The sequence below is a fragment of the Pseudomonas sp. ERMR1:02 genome (assembly GCF_002277815.1).
GTDB lineage: Bacteria > Pseudomonadota > Gammaproteobacteria > Pseudomonadales > Pseudomonadaceae > Aquipseudomonas.
In genome coordinates, this window is record NZ_NKJI01000003.1 from 75,029 (window position 1) to 95,593 (window position 20,565).

The window sequence follows — 20,565 nt, forward strand, 5'->3', positions numbered from 1 at the left end:
ATTGTCGTTTGTGGGAACCTTCCTGCACTCGAGTCAGTCAGACCTTTTAACAGCAGGATCAAGCATTGTGCTCCGGTGCTTGTAGCTTGCTGCTACTGGTCTTATGCAGACCACGTTTAACCCCGAGTCGTCTCCCCACTTCTCGGGGTTTCTTTTGCCCGAAATTTGTCAGTGCCCGGCCTGCTGCTCGAAAAATGCCCTGGAGGCGTCCAGATATTCGCTGCGACTTTCCGGGTCGAGCCAGGCGGCGTAGGCCTCGCTCAGGTGATCGCGGGGCAGGGCGCGCAGCAGTTGGTTGATCTCGATGATTGCCTGCCTGCCTTGGGGAGTGTCGGTGCAACCGATGTAGCCGGACAAGTATTTGCCCGTGCCGCGAATCGGATAGAATTGTAATTCATCCTCCGTGATCCCGTGCTGCTGGGCCTGGTAGCGGATTTCCGGACGATAGCCCAATAGCAGCTGCAGGCGTCCGAGGCGTTGCATTTGCAACAGGCTGCCCAAGGCGTCGCTGCCGTAATGGAGCGTCAGCGCTTGGGGCGGTGCTTGTTTGAGTAGCGCATCGAGGAACTCGCCATAGTTGCGCTCCGCAACGATTCCCAAGCTTACGCTGCCAGTGGCCAGCAACGCCGCCAGATCTACCTCGCCATCCTTGATGAAAGGCGTCAGCACCTCCCGATCGATGCGCCTCACGGCCAGGCCATTGCTCATTGCTCGAAAGACCGGGATGGAAAACGCAATCCAGGTTTCGCGCTCTTTGCTCCAGTTCAGCGCCGCGTCGCAAACAAGGGATGGCTCGTGGAGCATTTGCAGGCCGCGAGCACGATTGACCTTCAACACGCTGTGCTGGTACTGAGGCATGCCGGCGATCAACCGCGACAACAGTTGATCGATGACCCCCTGGCCTTTTCTCGGTCCTTCGAAAATGAACAGCGGCGGTAGGTCCCGCTTCAGCCAGAGCAGGGTTTCCCTGGATTGCGCCAACGCGGGCGTGGCCAGAGCAGTGATCAGGAGCAGGCCCGCCAACGCACACAAAGGCCGCCAGTTACGCAACAGGCGGTATTTGAGGTGCCGCGCAGCCAGACGTTTCAGCTCAGATGGCTCCGTCTTTGCGCAGCTGTGTGATCTGCGACGCGTCATAGCCAAGTTCCTGGAGTACCTGTGCGTTGTGCTCACCCAGTTGCGGTCCGACCCATTCACAATCACCGGGTGTCTCAGAGAGTTTCGGCACGATTCCCGGCATCTTGAAGTCTTTGCCATCCGGCAGCTTGGCTTGCAGGAACATTTCCCGGGCGAGGTACTGCGGATCGCTGAACATGTCTTCGGCGCTGAAGATGCGGCTGGCTGGAACGTCGGCCTTATTCAGGTGCTCAAGAACCGCGTCCAGCGGCAGCGAATTGACCCAGCGATCAATGACCCCGTAGAGCTCGTCGCGGCGGCTGTCACGGCCGTCATTGCTGGACAGCACCGGGTCGTTGGCCAGGTCTTCGCGGCCAATGATCAGCATGAAGCGTTTGAAGATGGCATCGCCATTGGCGCCAATCTGCACGTGTTTGCCATCGGCGCTGGTGTGAATCGAGGAGGGGGTGATGCCGGGCATGATGTTGCCGGTACGTTCGCGGATGAATCCGAATACATCAAACTCCGGCACCATGCTTTCCATCATGGCGAAGATCGCTTCATACAGCGCCACGTCAACCACTTGCCCCTGACCACCATTGACCTCGCGGTGACGCAGGGCCATCAGCGCGCCGATCACGCCCCAGAGCGCAGCGATCGAGTCGCCGATGGAAATGCCGGTGCGCACCGGCGGCCGATCATCGAATCCGGTGATGTAGCGCAGGCCTCCCATGGATTCACCGACCGCGCCAAACCCCGGCTGATCTTTCATCGGGCCGGTCTGGCCGAAGCCCGAGAGCCGTACCATCACCAGTTTCGGATTCAATGCGTGCAAGACGTCCCAACCCAGGCCGAGTTTTTCCAGCACGCCGGGGCGGAAATTCTCGATCAGGATGTCCGCTTCACTGAGCAGTTTTTTCAGAATCGTTAGCCCCTCTGGATGCTTCAGATTCAGGGTCAGGGATTTTTTGTTGCGCGCCTGAACAAACCACCAAAGCGAGGTGCCTTCATATAACTTGCGCCATTTGCGCAGCGGATCGCCACCGTCCGGGGATTCGATCTTGATCACCTCGGCACCGAACTCAGCGCAGATGCGTGAGGCGAAAGGGCCGGCAATCAAGGTGCCCAATTCAATGACTTTCAGACCTGAGAGCGGCTTGGCGGTGAACGGCATACGGGATCCTGTAGACAAGAGGCTGAGTGAGACTTTTAACATAGCCGACTGTCAGCCGCTCACGGTAGATCTCCATCAATTCGATGATTGCCTGTCGCATCGGTTAGACTTGCCGCCTTTCCCCGTATCAAGAAGCCCGTTCATGGCCCAGCCGTCCACGACCTACAAGTTTGAACTGAACCTGACCGACCTCGACCGCAGTGTCTACGAGAGCGTCAAGCAGACCATCGCCCGTCACCCTTCGGAAACCGAAGAACGCATGACCGTGCGCCTGTTGGCCTACGCCCTCTGGTACAACGAGCAGCTGTCTTTTGGTCGTGGTCTGTCAGAAGTAGATGAACCGGCCTTGTGGGAAAAGAGCCTGGATGACCGTGTGCTGCACTGGATCGAAGTCGGTCAGCCGGATGCCGAGCGCCTGACCTGGTGCTCGCGCCGCACCGAACGCACCAGCCTGCTGGCTTACGGCAGCCTGCGCGTCTGGGAAGGCAAAGTGGTGCCGGCGGTGAAAAACCTGAAAAACGTCAACATCGCTGCGGTACCCCAGGAAGTGCTGGAAACCCTGGCCAAAGACATGCCGCGCGTTATCAAGTGGGACGTGATGATCAGCGAAGGGACGATTTTCGTCACCGACGACCGTGGTCAGCACGAAGTCCAGTTGCAGTGGCTGGCTGGTGAACGCGGCTAATTATCCGCCGTTAGACCGCGTCACCCGGATTTATCCTACGTATTAAAGAGAAGCCCCTGTCACCCCATGCGTATCGAACCTCGTCTGCTGCCCGACACCCTGCCATCGCTCGGTGATATTCCACCTCTGTTGACCCGCCTGTATGCGGCGCGGGGCGTGCAGTCCGAAGCCGAACTGGACAAGAGCCTGGCGCGGTTGATTCCGTTCCAGCAGCTCAAGGGCATCGAGGCAGCGGTGGATTTGCTGGTGACCGCGCTCGAGCAGCGGCACCGGATCCTGATCGTCGGCGATTTCGACGCCGATGGTGCGACGGCCAGCACCGTTGGTACATTGGGACTGCGCCTGCTGGGTGCGGCGCATGTCGACTACCTGGTGCCCAACCGGTTCGACTACGGCTACGGCCTGACGCCGGAAATCGTCGCGGTAGCATTGGAGCGCGATCCACAGCTGTTGATCACTGTGGATAACGGCATTTCCAGTGTCGAAGGCGTGGCGGCGGCGAAAAAGGCCGGGCTCAACGTATTGGTCACCGACCACCATTTGCCCGGCGATGAACTGCCGCTTGCGGATGCCATCGTCAATCCGAATCAACCGGGTTGCGGGTTCCCGAGCAAGGCGCTGGCCGGTGTCGGGGTGATTTTCTATGTGCTGATGGCTTTGCGGGCACGGTTGCGCAGCCTGGGTTGGTATGAAACCCGGCCGCAGCCGAACATTGGCGAGTTGCTTGATCTGGTAGCCCTTGGCAGCGTCGCCGACGTGGTGCCGCTGGATGCCAACAACCGGATTCTGGTGCACCAGGGCCTGGAGCGGATTCGTGCCGGCCGTGCCCGGCCGGGGATCAAGGCGATTCTTGAAGTTGCCAAGCGTGACCACGCGCGCATCACCTCGACCGATCTGGGGTTCATTGTCGGCCCGCGCCTGAATGCGGCGGGGCGTCTGGATGACATGAGTCTGGGTATCGAATGCCTGCTGACCGAAGACGCGGGCCTGGCCAGGGAGATGGCGGTTCAATTGGACGGCATGAACCAGGATCGCAAATCCATCGAGCAGGGTATGCAGCGTGAAGCGCTGGCCCAACTCAAGGATTTGCCGGTCGAATCAATGCCGTTCGGCTTGTGTCTGTTCGATCCCGAGTGGCATCAGGGTGTCATCGGTATCCTTGCCTCGCGTATGAAAGAGCGTTATTTCCGTCCGACCATTGCCTTTGCCGATGCAGGAGACGGCTTGCTCAAGGGCTCGGGACGATCGGTTCAGGGCTTTCATATTCGTGATGCCCTGAGCGTGGTGGCGGCTCAGCATCCGAACCTCATCACCAAGTACGGTGGCCATGCCATGGCCGCCGGCCTGACGTTGCCGGAAGCGAATTTTCCGTTGTTCTGCGAGGCTTTCGATGAAGAAGTACGTCGCCAATTGCGCGAAGAAGACCTGACCGGGCGCCTGCTGTCGGACGGCACTTTGGCGGTTGAGGAATTTCATCTGGAACTGGCCCGTGCTTTACGTCATGCCGGTCCCTGGGGGCAGCACTTCCCGGAGCCGCTGTTTCATGGGGTGTTTCAATTGGTCGAGCAACGCGTGGTCGGCGAACGGCACCTCAAAGTGGTGCTCAGAAGTGAGTGCGGCTCGGTCAAGCTCGATGGCATTGCTTTTGGCATCGATCGAGACATCTGGCCGAACCCCACGATCAAATGGGTGGAATTGGCCTACAAGCTCGACGTCAACGAATTCCGCGGCAACGAGACTGTCCAGCTGATGATTGCCCACATAGAACCGCGCTGACCCTATATCTGTAGGAGCGAGCATGCTCGCGATGGAGGTCAACGATAACGCTGGGAACCTGACACCCCGCGGTGTTCTGTCCTCCATCGCGAGCATGCTCGCTCCTACAGAGCGGCGACATCCCCCGATGTCGACTAGGCTCTAATCACTGCTTGATTATCCTTGTGACGTCTTGTCGAACTTCTTTACCCGCGGGGCGGGTGCCGTACCTTTTTCCAGTCACTCGTCGACTTTTCAAACAGAACCCTGGAGCCTGACCACTGATTCGAGAGGTGCCCCATGAGTCTGCTGCTTGAACCCTATACCCTTCGCCAACTGACCCTGCTCAACCGCATCGCGGTATCGCCGATGTGCCAGTATTCCAGCGTCGATGGCCTGGCCAATGACTGGCACCTGGTCCACCTGGGCAGCCGTGCCATCGGCGGGGCGGGGCTGGTGTTTACCGAAGCCACGGCGGTCACCGCCGACGGACGCATCACCGCGCAAGACCTCGGTCTGTGGAGCGATGAGCAAATCGAACCTCTGCAACGCATCACCCGCTTCATTGCCGCTCAGGGCGGTGTGGCCGGCATCCAGCTGGCCCATGCGGGACGCAAGGCCAGCACCTTTCGGCCGTGGATCGGCAAGCATGGCAGCGTAAAAATCGACGACGGCGGCTGGCTCCCGGTTGGCCCGTCACCCATTGCTTTCGACCCGGAACATACAAAACCCAAGCAGCTCGAAGAAGGCGAAATCGCCACTATCATTCAGGCCTTTGTCGATTCAGCGAAACGTGCGCTCACTGCCGGTTTCAAAGTCGTGGAAGTGCACGCGGCCCATGGTTATCTGTTGCATCAGTTCCTTTCACCGCTGAGCAATCAACGGCGTGACCAGTACGGTGGTTCATTTGAAAACCGCATCCGTCTGGTGTTGCAGGTCACCGAAGCGGTACGAGCGGTGTGGCCTGAAGAGTTGCCGCTGTTTGTTCGGGTATCGGCCACTGATTGGGTGGAGGACGGCTGGAACCCCGACGAAACCGTCGAGCTGGCGCGACGTTTGAAAGCCCTGGGTGTGGACCTGATCGATGTCTCGTCGGGCGGTACGGCGGCCAATGCGGAAATTCCTACAGGACCTGGTTATCAGACTCGCTTCGCCGAGCGTGTACGCAAAGAAGCAGAAATCGCAACCGGCACAGTAGGAATGATTACCGAGCCGGCGCAGGCTGAGCACATTCTGCGCACCTGTCAGGCGGACGTCATTTTCCTGGCCCGCGAGCTGTTGCGCGATCCGTATTGGCCGCTGCATGCGGACGACGATCTCGGCGGTCGCAAGGCCATCTGGCCGGCGCAATATCAACGGGCGACCCATCGTGAGCAGCCCATTCATGAATCGGATCTGCGTGACTGAACGCAGCGACCACCCCCTGTAGGAGCGAGCTCTGCTCGCGATGGACGACAGAACACCGCGGGGTATCAGACTCCCAGCGTTATCGTTCACGACCATCGCGAGCGAGCTCGCTCCTACAGTATCCAGGTATCCGATCAGGCCGCTTCGATCTTGCCGCGGTTCTGCTCGACCTTGTTCAGGTAATCCTTGAGTTTGTCCTGTTCCGCGGCGGTGGTGAACAAGCCGAGCTTGGTTCGACGCCACAGAATGTCGTGCGCGGTGGTGGCCCACTCTTCGCTGCACAGGTAATCGACTTCGCGGGTGTGGAGACCACCGCCGATGTGTTCACCCAGATCGCTCAGATTTTGTACACCTTCGAGCATGCGCCAGGTACGGCTGCCATAGGTGGTGGCCCAGCGGCGCGAAATTTCAGTCGGAACCCAGTCGAACTTGTCGCGGATCAGCGAGCTCAACGCTTGCGGGGTGGTCATATCCTCGCCACCCGGCAGGGTTGCGTTGGCAGTCCAACTCGGCTTGATGTGCTGAAAGTACGGAGCCAGTTGCGCCATCGCCGATTCAGCCAGTTTGCGGTAGGTGGTCAGTTTGCCGCCGAACACTGACAGCAATGGTGCTTCTTCACCGCTGCCCGACAGTGCCAGGGTGTAGTCGCGGGTGACGGCCGACGGGTTGTCAGACTCGTCGTTACACAGTGGGCGCACACCGGAGTAGCTGTGCAAGATGTCGTCGCGGCTGATCTGCTTTTTGAAGTGGGCATTGACCACTTTCAGCAGGTATTCGGTTTCGCCTTCCGTGATCGCCACTTTTGCCGGGTCGCCGGTGTACTCGCGGTCGGTGGTGCCAATCAGGGTGAAGTGGTTCAGATACGGAATGGTAAACACGATGCGCTGATCTTCGTTTTGCAGAATGTGCGCATGATCACCTTCGTACAGCTTCGGTACGATCAGGTGGCTGCCCTGGATCAGGCGGATGCCGTACGGCGATTCCATTTTCAGATCATCACGAATGAACTTGGCGACCCATGGGCCGGCTGCATTCACCAGCGCCTTGGCGCGGATCGACAAGAGGCTGCCATCGGCGCGCTCCAGGTGCAGGTGCCACAGGCCTTTAATGCGACGCGCGCTGACGCAACGGGTCTGGGTGTGGACGTGAGCGCCTTTTTCCCGGGCTGCCATGGCGTTCAACACGACCAGGCGCGCATCGTCGACCCAGCAATCGGAGTATTCGAAGCCTTTGGTGATTTCGCTTTTCAGTGCGCTATCCGGGCCGAACTTCAGGCTTTTCGAACCTTTGAGCTGTTCCCGTTTGCCGAGGTTGTCATACAGAAACAGGCCGGCGCGGATCATCCAGGCCGGACGCAGGTGCGGGCGATGCGGCAACACGAAGCGCATTTGCTTAACGATATGCGGCGCCTTGGCCAGCAATACTTCACGCTCGGCCAGGGCTTCGCGCACCAGGCGGAATTCGTAATGTTCGAGGTAGCGCAGGCCGCCGTGGATCAGTTTGCTGCTGGCGGACGAGGTGTGGCTGGCCAGATCATCCTTTTCGCAAAGGAACACCGAGAGGCCGCGGCCGGCGGCATCCGCTGCGATCCCCACGCCATTGATCCCGCCACCGATGACGGCGATATCGTAGACCTCGGCAAGAGGGGGCGTAGGCAAGGTAGAAGTGGGCATTGGCTAAGGCCTCGGAATTCTTTGATATTTGAATTCGAACATTAATGTTCATTTTCGAAAATATTAGCCGATAAAGTGGCGCACAGCCAGTCGGATTCGATTGAAAAAACTCATCGAAGGGCGGTTAAAGGAAACTTTTCGAACATTAAAAGCGGGAGGAGAGGGTGTTGCGGGGGATGTATTGTAGGAGCCGGCTTGCTGGCGAAGGCGTACTCAAGGGCGCCATCGCCAGCAAGCCGGCTTCAGGTTGTTTAACCGCCTTCGGCGTTAAACAACCTCCAACCGAACCTTATGCTGACTCAGCAACTGCGCCAGCGCAGGCACGGGCTGCTGATCGGTAACCAGGCAGTCAACCAAACTGATCGGCCCCAGTCGAATCATGGCGTTGCGCCCAAATTTGCTGGAGTCCGCCGCGAGGATCACTTGCCGGGCGTTGGCAATGATCGCCTGGGACACCCGCACTTCCTGATAATCGAAATCCAGCAGGCTGCCGTCTTCATCGATGCCGCTGATGCCGACGAGGGCAAAGTCGACCTTGAACTGATTGATGAAATCGACACTGGCCTGACCGACCACACCACCGTCACGTCGCACGTTACCGCCAGTCAACAGAACGTCGAAATCGTCCTTGGCGCTGAGCATCGAGGCCACATGCAGGTTGTTGGTGATGATCTTCAGATGACTGTGATTGAGCAGTGCGCGGGCGATGGATTCGGTGGTGGTGCCGATGTTGATGAACAGCGAGGCGTGATCGGGGATCTGCGCCGCAATCGCTTCGCCAATACGCTGCTTCTCATCACGCATCTGATCAGCGCGCATGGCATAGGCGGTATTTTCGACACTGGAATCGTAAGCCGCGCCGCCGTGGTAGCGACGCAGCAGATTGGCTTCCGCCAGCTGATTGATATCGCGGCGGATAGTTTGCGGGGTAACAACGAACAGCGTGGCCATTTCCTCGATGCTGACATAGCCGCGTTCGCGGACCAGTTCGAGGATTTGCTGCTGACGGGGAGGCAGATTCATGGGGCGTCCTTTGGGCTGCCGTGCAAAATTTGCCCATGATGCCGCAGGAATCTGCTCCCTACCAGTTACATCAGTCTGTAGCAGCTGGCGAAGCCTGCGTCCGGCTGCGCAGCAGTCGCCAACCTGCGCACCGAATCTATCTGATAAACCGCAGTGCCTGAATTGACGACTGCTACGCAGCCGGACGCAGGCTTCGCCAGCTGCTACAACGGATCTCTGGCTTATTCAGCCCCTTCGTGTGGCTCCCAATCGCGGGTGCGGCTGACAGCTTTTTTCCATCCGGCGTAGAGTTTTTCCTTCGCCGCTTCTTCCAGGGTCGGTTCGAACCGGCGCTCGATCACCGCCTTGCCGCGCAACTCTTCCAGGCTGCTCCAGAACCCGCAGGCCAGGCCCGCCAGGTATGCAGCGCCCAGCGCCGTGGTTTCGCGCATCTGCGGGCGTTCGACCTGAGTGCCGAGGATGTCGGCCTGGAACTGCATGAGAAAGTTGTTTGCTACCGCACCGCCATCCACACGCAGGGCCTTGAGGCGTTCGCCTGCGTCCTGTTGCATGGCATCGAGCACGTCGCGGGTCTGGTAGGCGATCGACTCCAGCGCGGCGCGGATGATGTGATCCACGCGTACGCCGCGAGTCAGACCGAACAAGGCGCCACGGGCATACGGGTCCCAGTATGGGGCGCCGAGACCGGTGAAGGCGGGGACCAGGTACACACCGTTGCTGTCCTTGACCTTGTTGGCGAAGTACTCGGTGTCGTGGGCGTCGTTGATGATCTTCAGTTCATCGCGCAGCCATTGCACGGTGGAGCCGCCGTTGAATACCGCGCCTTCCAGTGCATAAGCCACTTCGCCACGGGGACCGCAGGCGATGGTGGTGAGCATGCCGTGTTTGGACTTCACGGCTTTGTCGCCAGTGTTCATCAGCAGGAAGCAGCCGGTGCCGTAGGTGTTTTTGGCCTGACCGGCCTCGACACACATCTGGCCGAACAACGCAGCCTGCTGGTCGCCGGCGATACCGCCGATGGCGATGCCGCTTTTGGTACGACCGTAGATTTCAGAAGACGATTTCACCTGCGGCAGCATTTCTCGCGGAATATCCAGCACCTCCAGCATCTTCGCGTCCCACTCCAGGGTGTGGATGTTGAAGAGCATGGTGCGCGAAGCGTTGGTGTAGTCGGTGACGTGCACCTTGCCGCCGGTAAATTTCCAGATCAGCCAGCTGTCGACGGTGCCGAACAGCAGCTCGCCGTTGCGCGCGCGTTCACGGCTGCCTTCGACGTGGTCGAGAATCCACTTGAGCTTGGTGCCGGAGAAATACGGGTCGGTGACCAGGCCGGTGGTCTCGCTGATGTATTGCTCGTGACCATCGCGTTTGAGCTGCTGACAGATCTCGGTGCTGCGTCGGCACTGCCAGACAATTGCGTTATAGATAGGGCGACCGGTGTTCTTGTCCCAGACCACGGTGGTTTCACGCTGGTTGGTGATACCGATGGCTGCGACCTGATCATGATGCAGACCGGCTTGAGCCAGGGCCTCGACCATCACGGCGCTTTGGGTGGCGAAGATTTCCATCGGGTCATGTTCGACCCAGCCGGCTTGCGGATAGTGCTGCGCGAATTCACGCTGTGCGGTGCAGACCACGTTCGCATCGCGGTCGAAAATGATCGCGCGGGAGCTGGTCGTACCCTGGTCGAGGGCAATGATGTAGTTCTTATTCTGAGTGTCGGTCATGTCGATTGCCTTGGACGAAAAAAAGGGAGTGAGGTCTGGCGCGCGATTTAGTTGGCAGAATCATGCGCCAACGGTATCAAGAAACTCTTGGTTTGCCGTCAATGGCCGGTGTTGCATCCGTTGTAGCAGTTGTTGCGCTTGGCAGATGGCGGGCGATGACCCCGCGATAAGCCGCGGCACCGAGGCAGGCACCGACAATCGGTGCGAAAACCGGAATCAGGAAGTACGGGATATCGCGCCCGCCGGTGAAGGAAATGTCACCCCAGCCGGCAAAAAAAGTCATCAGTTTCGGGCCGAAGTCACGGGCCGGATTCATCGCGAAACCGGTCAGCGGCCCCATCGAGCTGCCAATCACCGCAATCAGCAGGCCGATCAGCAGGGGCGCCAGCGGGCCATTGGGCAGGCCATTGTTGTCGTCGGTCAGGGACATGATCACGCCCATCAGGATGGCGGTGATGATGACCTCGACCAGAAAGGCCTGAGACGTGGACAAACTCGGATTGGGGAAGGTGGAAAATACCGACGCCAATTCAAGGCTGGCTTCGGTGCCGCGAACCATATGGTGAGTTTGTTCGAAATCGAAGAAAAGATTGCTGTACAACGTGTACACCAGCAATGCGCCGCAAAAGGCGCCAGCCACCTGGGCGAAAATATAGAACGGCAGTTTGCGCTTTTCGAAGTCGGCGAAAATGCTCAGCGCAATGCTGACGGCAGGGTTGAGATGAGCGCCGGAAATCCCGGCTGTCAGGTAAATCGCCATGCTGACGCCGACACCCCAGATAATGCTGATTTCCCACAGGCCAAAGCTGGCACCCGCGACCTTGAGCGCGGCAACACAGCCCGTACCAAAGAAGATCAGCAGTGCAGTACCCAGAAACTCGGCCATGCATTGGCTCGAGAGCGACGGTTGTTGTAAAGCAGTTGTCATTGAAACCTCATTTTTTTTCTTGTCTGGCGCTTGCATTCCATCATGGGCAAAGCGCGTTTTTCACTGAGGCAGGATCCCCAACCTGTTCCCGGTTTACAGCTGGGTACTGCGATAAGACCTTTCCTGCAGTTTCAGAAACGAAAAAATATAGACAAGAAACACTGCTGTCAAAGGTCGAAAGTGAACCATTGGTCACAAATAAACTATTAGTTCCATGAATGATCGCGTCGGTGAGCGGCCGAAATCGGCACAAATGAACATGGAGAGCATTTTGTAACGGCACTGCGATAGAGCCATTTTCGGATCAATGTCCTAGAATCCGGCGCAGTATTTTTCTACTGCCGCCAGGTCTGGAGCTGTCATGACACCCGCATTGGATTTGCTGAAAAAGGTTCGCGCCGAACACCGTGTGCACAGTTATGAACATGACCCGAAGGCTGCGTCCTATGGGTTGGAGGCCTCGGAGAAGCTCGGGTTGGACCCCGCGCAGGTGTTCAAGACCTTGCTGGCGGCCAGTGAAAAAGGCGAGTTGTTGGTGGCGGTTGTTCCTGTGGGTGGAAGCCTGGATTTGAAGGCCCTGGCGCATGTGGCTGGGGTGAAAAAAGTCGAAATGGCCGACCCTGCCGCTGCGCAACGCTCGACGGGGTATCTGCTGGGTGGGATCAGTCCGCTGGGGCAAAAGAAGCGTTTGCGCACCTTTATTGATAATTCTGCCCAGCCTTTTGCGAGCATTTTTGTGAGCGCCGGCCGACGCGGCCTGGAAGTTGAATTGGCCCCCGCTGTGCTGGCTGAGCATACCCAGGCGAAGTTCGCCGATATCGGCCGTGCCTGAACGCCTACCCTGCGGCTGTATGGTGCAAAAATGCCTGCTCTGTCACTGTTCACTCGAACGGATCTAAACCACTGTAGGAGCGAGCTTGCTCGCGATGGTCGTTAACAATAACGCGTGTTTGCTGATTAAACGCAGCGCTCTTGAGTGCTTCGCGAGCAAGCTCGCTCCTACAAAGAAATTCCTGCGATTCATACGGTGGTCTGACAAAGGGAGAATGTTATGCAGCTCGAGTTTCATCAGGTCGACGCGTTCAGTGATCGGGCCTTCAGCGGTAACCCGGCAATGGTCTATCGGCTGGATGCCTGGCTCGCCGATGAGTTGATGCAAAAGATCGCCGCCGAGCACAACCTCGCCGAAACGGCCTTCGTGGTGCGCGAAGGGCAGGGCTGGCACATTCGCTGGTTTACCCCGACCACCGAGGTGCCGTTGTGCGGTCACGCGACCCTGGCCAGCGCCTACGTTTTGTTTGAAATCTACAGGGAGCCGGTCGAACGCCTGGACTTTACCTGCAAGTCAGGCCCCCTGAGCGTGAGTCGTGAAGGTGGGCGCCTGTGGCTGGATTTTCCGGCGATCGTGCCATCGGAAGTGGGCGTGACCCTGGACGTCGAACGCGCGCTCGGCGTGGAAGCCGTCGATGTGCTGGGTTCTAATGAGTTGTTTGTGGTGCTGGAGTCCGAACAGGCCGTGCTCGAGTGTCAACCAGACATGGTCGCCCTGGCGAAACTGCCGTGGCTGGGCGCCATTGTCACTGCCCGGGGCAGCAAACACGATTTCGTGTCGCGCTATTTCGCACCCGCCATTGGTATCAATGAAGACCCGGTGACCGGATCGACCCATTGCAGTCTGATTCCTTACTGGTCGAAACGTCTGGGCAAGTCGAGTCTGACGGCTTACCAGTGTTCGGCGCGGGGCGGAGAGCTGTTCTGCCGGCTGGAAGGGGATCGGGTGAAAATTGGCGGGAATGCGACGTTGGTGGCCAGCGGGAAGCTGATTCTCGCCTGATACCTGTAGGAGCGAGGCTTGCCCGCGAAAGCGTCATATCAGTCGATGATGATGTCGGCTGGCATTACGCCTTCGCGGGCAAGCCTCGCTCCTACAGGGGCGGAGGGTGTCAATGAGCGGTGCTGTAATTCAACGACCGGAATCTGCTCCGCCGTGCTGCCGGCAGCCTGGAACAACACCAGGTGTTCCGCAGCGACACGAATGCCAACCTCTGCCCCGATCTGATGATCGACATGGCTCGGGAAGATCGACTCCAGTTGCGCACCGGTTGGCATTTGCAGGCGGTAAAGCGTCGACGCGCCCTGGAAAGACTTGCCAACGATCCGCGCCTTCAAAGCGCTGTCTGGCGCATAAACGATATCGTCCGGACGCAGCAACACGTCCACCGCACCACCGACCGGCCAGGTGTATGCACGGTTGCCGCGCAACTCACCCAGTTCGGTCTGTACCGATTCCGGGCTGCTCAACTGGCCGCGAATGAAGTAACCCTGGCCGATGAAGCTGGCCACATACGGCGTCAGCGGTTCGTGGTACAGGTTGTAGGCGTATCCCATTGTTCCAGTCGGCCTTCCTTGAACACGCCAACGTGATCGCTGACTGCGAAGGCTTCTTCCTGATCATGGGTAACCAGAATCGCGCTGGTGCCACGAGCCTTGAGAATGTCGCGCACCTCGTGGCTGAGCTTGCGGCGCAATTCACCATCGAGGTTGGAGAACGGTTCATCCAGCAGCAACAGCTGCGGTTCCGGCGCCAGGGCGCGGGCCAGGGCGACACGTTGCTGCTGGCCACCGGAAAGCTCATGGGGGAATCGTTTGCCGAGGTTTTTCAAGTTGACCAGTTCCAGCAACTCTTCGGTAACGCGCTCCTTTTGCGGGTGCTTGCGAATGCCGAAGGCGATGTTGTCGGCGACGCTCAAATGCGGAAACAGAGCGTAGTCCTGGAACACCATACCGATGCGACGTTTCTCCGGCGCGAGGGTGAACCCGGCGCTGGAAATCGTCTCGCCAGCCAGTTGGATATCACCTTCGTGCACCGGCTCGAAACCGGCAATGGCGCGCAGGGTAGTGGTCTTGCCACAGCCGGAAGAACCCAGCAGGCAACCGATGTCACCCGCGTTCAAATGCAGGTTGAGGTTCTGCACCACGCGCTGGTCTTGATAGCCGCAGGCGAGGTTGCGCAGGTTAAGCAGTAATGGCTGGCTCATGCGTGGTGGTACGAAGGCGGGACGAGAAACTCAAGCAGGGCCTTTTGTGCGTGAAGGCGGTTTTCAGCTTGATCCCAAGCCACCGAACGCGGGTCGTCAAGCAGGTCGACGCTGATCTCTTCACCACGGTGGGCTGGCAAACAATGCATGAACAGCACGTCGGCGGCAGCCAGGTCGAGCAGGGCGCGGTTGACTTGATACGGGGCGAACAGCTCAAGGCGCTTGGCGGTTTCTTCTTCCTGGCCCATGGAGGTCCAGACATCGGTGCTCACCAGATGCGCGCCGCGCACGGCGTCTTTCGGATCGCGCACGATAGTCACCCGATCGCCGGCCTTGGCCACGAACTCAGCGTTCGGCTCGTAACCTTCCGGGCAGGCAACGCGTAGCTGGAAGTCGAACTGGATCGCCGCTTCTATATAGCTGTTGCACATGTTGTTGCCGTCGCCGATCCAGGCCACGGTCTTGCCCTGGATGGAGCCGCGGTGTTCGAGGAAGGTCTGCATGTCGGCCAGCAATTGGCAGGGGTGCAGATCGTCGGACAGGCCGTTGATCAGCGGCACACGCGAATTGGCAGCGAATTCGGTCAAGGTGCTGTGGGAAAACGTACGGATCATCACCGCATCGAGCATGCTCGACATGACGATGGCGGCGTCGCTGATCGGCTCACCGCGACCCAGTTGGGTGTCGCGCGGCGACAGGAAGATCGCCTGGCCGCCGAGCTGGATCATGCCGGCTTCGAACGAAATGCGGGTGCGGGTCGAGGACTTCTCGAAAATCATCCCGAGTACGCGGTTTTTCAGGGGCTCGAACAGTACGCCGCGGTTACGCAGGTCTTTGAGCTCAACGCCTCGACGGATCACGCTGACCAGCTCTTCGGGCGTGCAATCCATCAGGGAGAGAAAGTGCCTTGCGCTCATCATTGACTACCTTTTTGCTACAAACCGCAGATACTCAAAGCCTTGTTTAACGGAACAACGGGCGAGACCTGCGGCGTAAGCCGCACGGGGCGACGAAATAGGGGAAGGCGCGATCTTATAATTAAATGTCGCGTCTTACCAATAGGGCTACGGTTTTAAGGGGATTTCAGAGGAGCTATGGGATAACCGCAGTAGCGCTTTTGAAGCCTGTTTCCTGACAGCAGCCAGGCATTTGTACACCGGCCCTGCTCGGCTTGGCAATCAAACGAGGCGGCTGCAGTACATTGACGGTCGGTTTCTGACCTGTTGTCCGCGGACATCAGGGGCCATCGGCCGGCCTGATGGTCACCAATTCACAAGACGAACGTCGCTGGCGTGCTATTGGGGCAGGCGCCATAGTTTTGTTCCCGCGGCCGACTTTACCCGCCCAGAACAAGACAAAGACTGGCCATGACCAAGACTCTCCATCACCGTGCCTGCCACCTGTGTGAAGCCATCTGCGGCCTGACCATCGAAACCACCGAGGTCGAAGCAGGCAATGTGCAAATCACCTCGATCAAGGGTGATCCCCTGGATACGTTCAGTCGCGGGCACATTTGCCCCAAGGCTGTCGCACTGCAAGACATTCAGAACGATCCGGATCGCCTGCATCAACCGATGCAGCGCGTGGGTAGTGAGTGGCAGCCCATCGAGTGGGAAGACGCCTTCAACCTTGTCGCCGAACGCCTGGAGGCGATTCAGGAGCGTCACGGGCAAAACGCGGTGGCGGTCTATCAAGGCAATCCCAGCGTGCACAACTATGGGCTGATGACTCACAGCAATTATTTTCTCGGCCTGCTGAAAACCCGTAACCGGTTTTCCGCGACATCGGTTGATCAATTGCCCCATCACCTGACCAGTCATTTGATGTACGGCCACGGTTTACTGCTGCCGATCCCGGACATCGATCACACCGACTTCATGCTGATCCTTGGCGGCAACCCGCTCGCGTCCAACGGCAGCATCATGACCGTGCCGGATGTGGAAAAGCGCTTGAAAGCGATTCAGGCCCGTGGCGGTAAAGTCGTGGTGGTCGATCCGCGTCGCAGCGAAACGGCGGCCATTGCCGATCAGCATTTGTTCGTGCGGCCCGGTGGCGACGCGGCGTTGTTGTTTGGCTTGCTCAACACTCTGTTTGCAGAAGGCCTGACCCGTGACAGCCATTTGCCGGTAGACGGCCTGGATGAAGTGCGCGATGCCATCGCCGGTTTTACCGCCGAAACCATGAGCCCGCTATGTGCGGTGCCCGCCGAGCAGATCCGTCAATTGGCGCGGGACTTCGCCGCAGCGCCGAGCGCAGTTTGCTACGGCCGCATGGGCGTCTCGACCCAAGCCTTCGGTACGCTTTGTCATTGGCTGGTGCAGTTGATCAATCTGGTCACCGGCAACCTCGACAGCGTGGGCGGTGCGTTATGCACCGAGCCTGCGGTGGACCTGGTGGCCTCCACGTCGGGCGGGCATTTCAATTTGTGGCGGAGCCGAGTGTCCGGACGCCCGGATTACGCGGGCGAACTGCCGGTGTCGGCGCTGGCCGAAGAGATGCTGACCGAAGGGGAAGGGCAGGTCCGCGCGCTGATCACCGTGGCGGGCAATCCGGTGCTGTCCACACCCAACGGCCGTCAGCTGGAACGGGCGCTGGACGGGCTTGAGTTCATGGTCAGTGTCGACTTGTACATCAACGAGACCACGCGCTACGCCGACCTGATCCTGCCGTCTACATCGGCGCTGGAAAACGATCATTACGACACGACCTTCAACATGTTTGCAGTACGCAATGTCAGTCGTTTCAACCGCGCAATCCTCGCCAAACCCGAAGGTGCGCTGCATGACTGGGAGATTTTCGTCGGGCTCGCCAAGGCATTTGCAGCGAAGACCGGCAAGGAACTCAAACCGACCATCGCGCCGGCGCAAATGATTGATCGCGGTTTGCGCATGGGCCTGTACGGCGATACTTCGGAGCATCAGCTGTCGTTGACGACCCTGTTCGATCATCCCCATGGCGTCGATCTGGGGGCGCTCAAGCCCAATCTGGCTTCACGCCTGAAAACCACCAGTCAGCATGTTCAGGCAGCCCCAGCCGTCATCCTCGCCGACCTGGCGCGCTTTGCGGCGTTGCAGGCACCGTCCGCCGATGAGTTGTTGATGATCGGCCGTCGGCATGTGCGCAGCAACAATTCGTGGATGCACAATTATCACCGCCTGGTGAAGGGCAAGCCGCGCCATCAATTATTGATGCACCCGGATGATCTGGTCAGTCGCGGATTGAGCGACGGGCAGCGAGTGCGGGTCAGTTCGCGAGTCGGGATGATCGAAGTTGAAGTGCTGAGCAGTCTGGATATGATGAAAGGTGTGGTCAGCCTTCCGCACGGGTGGGGCCATGCTCGACCGGGCGTGCAAATGACCATTGCCAGTGGCCAGCCGGGATCCAGCGCCAATGACCTGACGGACGAGTGCCAGCTTGATGAGTTGTCGGGGAATGCGGCACTCAATGGCGTACCGGTGACCGTGGCGGCAGCTTGATCGTATCTGACGGAGAGACCGAGCATGGCTGTCGGCTTTCCGTTACAATGCGCCACCGTGCCGACCCATGAGTCGGAAAGTTCAGCCGAGGTGCTCCATGGATATCATCGAAACGATTAAAGAGCAGATTGCCAACAACACCATTCTGCTTTACATGAAAGGTTCGCCGAATGCCCCGCAGTGTGGCTTCTCCGCGAAAGCCGCGCAGGCTGTGATGGCTTGTGGTGAAAAGTTTGCGTACGTGGACATCCTGCAGAACCCGGAAATCCGCGCCAATCTGCCTAAATACGCCAACTGGCCAACCTTTCCGCAACTGTGGGTCGGTGGTGAGCTGGTTGGCGGTAGCGACATCATGACCGAGATGGCTGCAGACGGTTCTCTGCAAACCACCATCAAGGCTGCTGTCGAAGCCGCTGCTGCTGCCAAGTCCGAAGCCTGATCCGGATTCCTGTAGGAGCGAGGCTTGCCCGCGAAGAACGATAATCCGGTTTATCAGTAAAAACTGCGTCATCGTTCTTCGCGGGCAAGCCTCGCTCCTACAAGGGCATGAGCAACCCCGGATTTCAGTGATTAAAAAGCCCCGCCTCTTTAAAAGAGGGCGGGGCTTTTTTATTGCGTCGAGATTACTGTCGTAGAACTTATTCGTCTTCGCCCATCTGCGATTGCAGATAGTTCTCGATACCGATCCTGTCGATCAAGCCAAGTTGGGTTTCCAGCCAGTCGATATGTTCTTCTTCGGATTCAAGGATATCTTCAAGAAGTTCACGGCTACCGAAGTCGCCAACCTTCTCGCAATGAGCGATGGCCACTTTCAGATCGGCATGACCGGTGCGTTCGATACGCAGGTCGCACTCGATCATTTCCTTGGTGTGTTCGCCGATTTGCAGCTTGCCCAGGTCCTGGACGTTCGGCAGGCCTTCAAGGAACAGGATGCGCTTGATCAGCTTGTCGGCGTGCTTCATCTCGTCGATGGATTCGTGGTACTCGTGCTTGCCGAGCTTGTTCAGGCCCCAGTCTTCATACATGCGTGCATGCAGAAAGTACTGATTGATCGCGACCAGTTCATTGGCAAGGATCTTGTTGAGATGCTGGATGACTGTAACGTCGCCTTTCATGATGGGGTCCTGCCCTGTATTAGCTGTCTATAAGGCAGAGTTTGAGCCGCACAATTAATAGTGTCAAACCTAAGTTATTGAAACTTAAGTGAAAATTAATCTGAATAAGAATGTTTGTGTTCCGCGTCTAGAGCATAAGCATTTGATTTTCAGACATAAAAAACCGGACATCAGTCCGGTTCTTTGAAAAGGGGGTATTTATGCGGCTGTAAATTCTGCAGGAAAAGGAATGGCGGCTTGGGCCGTCTGCAATTTTGTCAGGGTTTCGCGAACCACTTCCTTGGCCAGGCAGGCACATTTACCGCATTGACTGGCAACGCCGGTGGCCTGGCGGACTTCCTTGTAGCTGCAGCATCCTTCATAGATCGCATCGCGGATTTGGCCGTCGGTGACGCCAGTGCAGAGGCAAACATACATAAGTGAAGACCGTCGCTTGTTTATGTCTCGAATGCGATGGATCTTAATGTTAACGAGAATGATTGTCAAAGTGCTTTGTAGAGGCTTTTTCCCAGGCCTGACGAACGGTTTCTCCAAGGCCTTCGAGAAATGAAATCCGCGCCCGCGTTTTTACGCCCAAGGGAAAAACCGTTGAGGACAGGCCAAACACGCAGTGTATGATGACCGGTCTTTGCGAAACGGGTTTGTGTCACAGGGCTGTCGTCTGAGGGTGGCAGGCTGGTGCAAACCTTGTTTTTCACGTTTCTACACCAGGAGATATCCAATGAGCGTACTCGTAGGCAAACAAGCCCCTGACTTCACCGTACCGGCCGTACTCGGCAATGGCGAAATCGTAGACAGCTTCACCCTGTCGTCGGCCATCAAAGGCAAATACGGCCTGGTGTTCTTCTACCCACTGGACTTCACCTTCGTTTGCCCGTCGGAGCTGATCGCTCTGGACAACCGCATGTCTGACTTCAAGGCACGCAACGTAGAAGTGATCGCTGTGTCGATCGACTCGCACTTCACCCACAACGCCTGGCGCAACACCCCGGTCAACAATGGCGGTATCGGCGAAGTCCGTTACACCATGGCTGCCGACATCAAGCACGAAATCGCCAAGGCCTATGACGTTGAGTCCGAAGGCGGCGTGGCATTCCGTGGCGCGTTCCTGATCGACGACAAGGGCGTTGTCCGTTCGCAGATCATCAACGACCTGCCGCTGGGCCGTAACATCGAAGAGCTGGTTCGTCTGGTCGACGCGCTGCAATTCCACGAAGAGCACGGCGAAGTCTGCCCGGCCAACTGGAAAAAAGGCGACAAGGGCATGACCGCTTCGACCGAAGGCGTCGCGGCTTACCTGACCGAGCACGCTGCTGCGCTGTAAGGCACACGGTCCTGTTATAAAAAACAGGTACAAAAAAACCGGCCCTTGAGGCCGGTTTTTTTATGGGCGGGATAAACCTGCAACTCTGTAACTCTGTAGGAGCGAGCTCGCTCGCGATGGGCTC

At 58.3% G+C, this 20,565-nt stretch carries 17 protein-coding genes and 1 pseudogene; 8 read left to right on the forward strand and 10 right to left on the reverse strand.

Features of this window, described 5'->3' with window-relative positions; all coding sequences use genetic code 11:
- Positions 1-168: 168 nt before the first annotated feature.
- Both CES87_RS06370 and CES87_RS06375 read right to left on the reverse strand, forming a co-directional pair.
- Positions 169-1,137: a TIGR02285 family protein gene (locus CES87_RS06370; RefSeq protein WP_128605446.1), complete on the reverse strand. Its 969-nt coding sequence runs from the start codon at positions 1,135-1,137 to the stop codon at positions 169-171.
- Positions 1,091-2,290 carry a CaiB/BaiF CoA-transferase family protein gene (locus tag CES87_RS06375; RefSeq protein ID WP_128605447.1) on the reverse strand — a complete coding sequence of 400 codons (1,200 nt, stop codon included), beginning with the start codon at positions 2,288-2,290 and terminating at the stop codon, positions 1,091-1,093. The genes CES87_RS06370 and CES87_RS06375 overlap by 47 nt, the downstream gene beginning before the upstream one ends.
- 142 nt (positions 2,291-2,432) lie before the next feature.
- Between CES87_RS06375 and CES87_RS06380 the strand changes: the two genes are divergently transcribed.
- The 3 genes from CES87_RS06380 to CES87_RS06390 all read left to right on the forward strand — a co-directional run bounded on the left by CES87_RS06380 (position 2,433) and on the right by CES87_RS06390 (position 6,137).
- Positions 2,433-2,975: a YaeQ family protein gene (locus CES87_RS06380; RefSeq protein ID WP_007971297.1), complete on the forward strand. Its 543-nt coding sequence runs from the start codon at positions 2,433-2,435 to the stop codon at positions 2,973-2,975.
- A gap of 66 nt (positions 2,976-3,041) precedes the next feature.
- A complete protein-coding gene (gene recJ / locus CES87_RS06385) occupies positions 3,042-4,751 on the forward strand; it encodes a single-stranded-DNA-specific exonuclease RecJ (protein ID WP_128605448.1) in 1,710 nt (569 codons plus the stop codon).
- 279 nt (positions 4,752-5,030) lie between these two features.
- Positions 5,031-6,137, forward strand: coding sequence for an NADH:flavin oxidoreductase/NADH oxidase (locus CES87_RS06390; protein WP_128605449.1), 1,107 nt, complete (start codon positions 5,031-5,033; stop codon positions 6,135-6,137).
- Positions 6,138-6,271: 134 nt separating this feature from the next.
- Here CES87_RS06390 and glpD read toward each other — a convergent pair whose 3' ends face one another.
- The 4 genes from glpD to CES87_RS06410 form a co-directional block, all read right to left on the reverse strand.
- On the reverse strand, positions 6,272-7,810 hold the full coding sequence (gene glpD / locus CES87_RS06395) for a glycerol-3-phosphate dehydrogenase (protein ID WP_128605450.1): 1,539 nt from the start codon (positions 7,808-7,810) through the stop codon (positions 6,272-6,274).
- Positions 7,811-8,077: 267 nt separating this feature from the next.
- Positions 8,078-8,833 (reverse strand): DeoR/GlpR family transcriptional regulator, encoded by a 756-nt coding sequence (locus CES87_RS06400; protein ID WP_128605451.1) that lies wholly within the window; start codon positions 8,831-8,833, stop codon positions 8,078-8,080.
- Positions 8,834-9,054: 221 nt separating this feature from the next.
- Positions 9,055-10,560, reverse strand: a complete 1,506-nt coding sequence (gene glpK, locus CES87_RS06405) for a glycerol kinase GlpK (protein ID WP_128605452.1) — start codon at positions 10,558-10,560, stop codon at positions 9,055-9,057.
- A 76-nt stretch (positions 10,561-10,636) separates the two neighbouring features.
- On the reverse strand, positions 10,637-11,488 hold the full coding sequence (locus CES87_RS06410) for an MIP/aquaporin family protein (protein ID WP_128605453.1): 852 nt from the start codon (positions 11,486-11,488) through the stop codon (positions 10,637-10,639).
- Positions 11,489-11,849: 361 nt separating this feature from the next.
- Between CES87_RS06410 and ybaK the strand changes: the two genes are divergently transcribed.
- Together ybaK and CES87_RS06425 are read left to right on the forward strand one after the other, a co-directional pair.
- Positions 11,850-12,320, forward strand: coding sequence for a Cys-tRNA(Pro) deacylase (ybaK, locus tag CES87_RS06415; RefSeq protein ID WP_128605454.1), 471 nt, complete (start codon positions 11,850-11,852; stop codon positions 12,318-12,320).
- A gap of 219 nt (positions 12,321-12,539) precedes the next feature.
- Positions 12,540-13,322 (forward strand): PhzF family phenazine biosynthesis protein, encoded by a 783-nt coding sequence (locus tag CES87_RS06425; RefSeq protein WP_128605456.1) that lies wholly within the window; start codon positions 12,540-12,542, stop codon positions 13,320-13,322.
- A 128-nt stretch (positions 13,323-13,450) separates the two neighbouring features.
- On the opposite strand, the pseudogene CES87_RS32945 reads toward CES87_RS06425, so the two are convergent.
- Positions 13,451-14,526, reverse strand: a pseudogene (locus CES87_RS32945) (ABC transporter ATP-binding protein); the annotation flags it as partial.
- Positions 14,523-15,443: an ornithine carbamoyltransferase gene (argF, locus tag CES87_RS06435; protein WP_128605457.1), complete on the reverse strand. Its 921-nt coding sequence runs from the start codon at positions 15,441-15,443 to the stop codon at positions 14,523-14,525. The pseudogene CES87_RS32945 and the gene argF, both read right to left, overlap by 4 nt.
- A gap of 450 nt (positions 15,444-15,893) precedes the next feature.
- On the opposite strand from argF, the gene CES87_RS06440 reads away from it, so the two are divergent.
- Positions 15,894-18,002 (forward strand): molybdopterin oxidoreductase family protein, encoded by a 2,109-nt coding sequence (locus CES87_RS06440; protein ID WP_128605458.1) that lies wholly within the window; start codon positions 15,894-15,896, stop codon positions 18,000-18,002.
- A gap of 97 nt (positions 18,003-18,099) precedes the next feature.
- A complete protein-coding gene (grxD, locus tag CES87_RS06445) occupies positions 18,100-18,441 on the forward strand; it encodes a Grx4 family monothiol glutaredoxin (protein ID WP_128605459.1) in 342 nt (113 codons plus the stop codon).
- A gap of 199 nt (positions 18,442-18,640) precedes the next feature.
- Here the strand turns inward: grxD and bfr are convergent, their stop codons facing one another.
- Positions 18,641-19,117, reverse strand: coding sequence for a bacterioferritin (bfr, locus tag CES87_RS06450; RefSeq protein WP_128605460.1), 477 nt, complete (start codon positions 19,115-19,117; stop codon positions 18,641-18,643).
- A gap of 198 nt (positions 19,118-19,315) precedes the next feature.
- The gene (locus CES87_RS06455) at positions 19,316-19,534 is read right to left on the reverse strand and encodes a bacterioferritin-associated ferredoxin (RefSeq protein ID WP_090324905.1); all 219 of its coding nucleotides are present in this window, start codon (positions 19,532-19,534) and stop codon (positions 19,316-19,318) included.
- 304 nt (positions 19,535-19,838) lie between these two features.
- Between CES87_RS06455 and CES87_RS06460 the strand changes: the two genes are divergently transcribed.
- Positions 19,839-20,441: a peroxiredoxin gene (locus CES87_RS06460; RefSeq protein ID WP_128605461.1), complete on the forward strand. Its 603-nt coding sequence runs from the start codon at positions 19,839-19,841 to the stop codon at positions 20,439-20,441.
- Positions 20,442-20,565 lie beyond the last annotated feature (124 nt).

Bases quoted from the DNA above. Each gene is read 5' to 3' on its own strand.
- glpK (WP_128605452.1), bottom strand. From the start codon at position 10,560: ATGACCGACACTCAGAATAAGAACTACATCATTGCCCTCGACCAGGGT.
- CES87_RS06455 (WP_090324905.1), bottom strand. From the start codon at position 19,534: ATGTATGTTTGCCTCTGCACTGGCGTCACCGACGGCCAAATCCGCGAT.
- CES87_RS06410 (WP_128605453.1), bottom strand. From the start codon at position 11,488: ATGACAACTGCTTTACAACAACCGTCGCTCTCGAGCCAATGCATGGCC.
- bfr (WP_128605460.1), bottom strand. From the start codon at position 19,117: ATGAAAGGCGACGTTACAGTCATCCAGCATCTCAACAAGATCCTTGCC.
- ybaK (WP_128605454.1), top strand. From the start codon at position 11,850: ATGACACCCGCATTGGATTTGCTGAAAAAGGTTCGCGCCGAACACCGT.
- CES87_RS06400 (WP_128605451.1), bottom strand. From the start codon at position 8,833: ATGAATCTGCCTCCCCGTCAGCAGCAAATCCTCGAACTGGTCCGCGAA.
- CES87_RS06390 (WP_128605449.1), top strand. From the start codon at position 5,031: ATGAGTCTGCTGCTTGAACCCTATACCCTTCGCCAACTGACCCTGCTC.
- argF (WP_128605457.1), bottom strand. From the start codon at position 15,443: ATGAGCGCAAGGCACTTTCTCTCCCTGATGGATTGCACGCCCGAAGAG.
- CES87_RS06460 (WP_128605461.1), top strand. From the start codon at position 19,839: ATGAGCGTACTCGTAGGCAAACAAGCCCCTGACTTCACCGTACCGGCC.
- glpD (WP_128605450.1), bottom strand. From the start codon at position 7,810: ATGCCCACTTCTACCTTGCCTACGCCCCCTCTTGCCGAGGTCTACGAT.
- CES87_RS06380 (WP_007971297.1), top strand. From the start codon at position 2,433: ATGGCCCAGCCGTCCACGACCTACAAGTTTGAACTGAACCTGACCGAC.
- CES87_RS06370 (WP_128605446.1), bottom strand. From the start codon at position 1,137: ATGACGCGTCGCAGATCACACAGCTGCGCAAAGACGGAGCCATCTGAG.
- CES87_RS06425 (WP_128605456.1), top strand. From the start codon at position 12,540: ATGCAGCTCGAGTTTCATCAGGTCGACGCGTTCAGTGATCGGGCCTTC.
- grxD (WP_128605459.1), top strand. From the start codon at position 18,100: ATGGATATCATCGAAACGATTAAAGAGCAGATTGCCAACAACACCATT.
- recJ (WP_128605448.1), top strand. From the start codon at position 3,042: ATGCGTATCGAACCTCGTCTGCTGCCCGACACCCTGCCATCGCTCGGT.
- CES87_RS06375 (WP_128605447.1), bottom strand. From the start codon at position 2,290: ATGCCGTTCACCGCCAAGCCGCTCTCAGGTCTGAAAGTCATTGAATTG.
- CES87_RS06440 (WP_128605458.1), top strand. From the start codon at position 15,894: ATGACCAAGACTCTCCATCACCGTGCCTGCCACCTGTGTGAAGCCATC.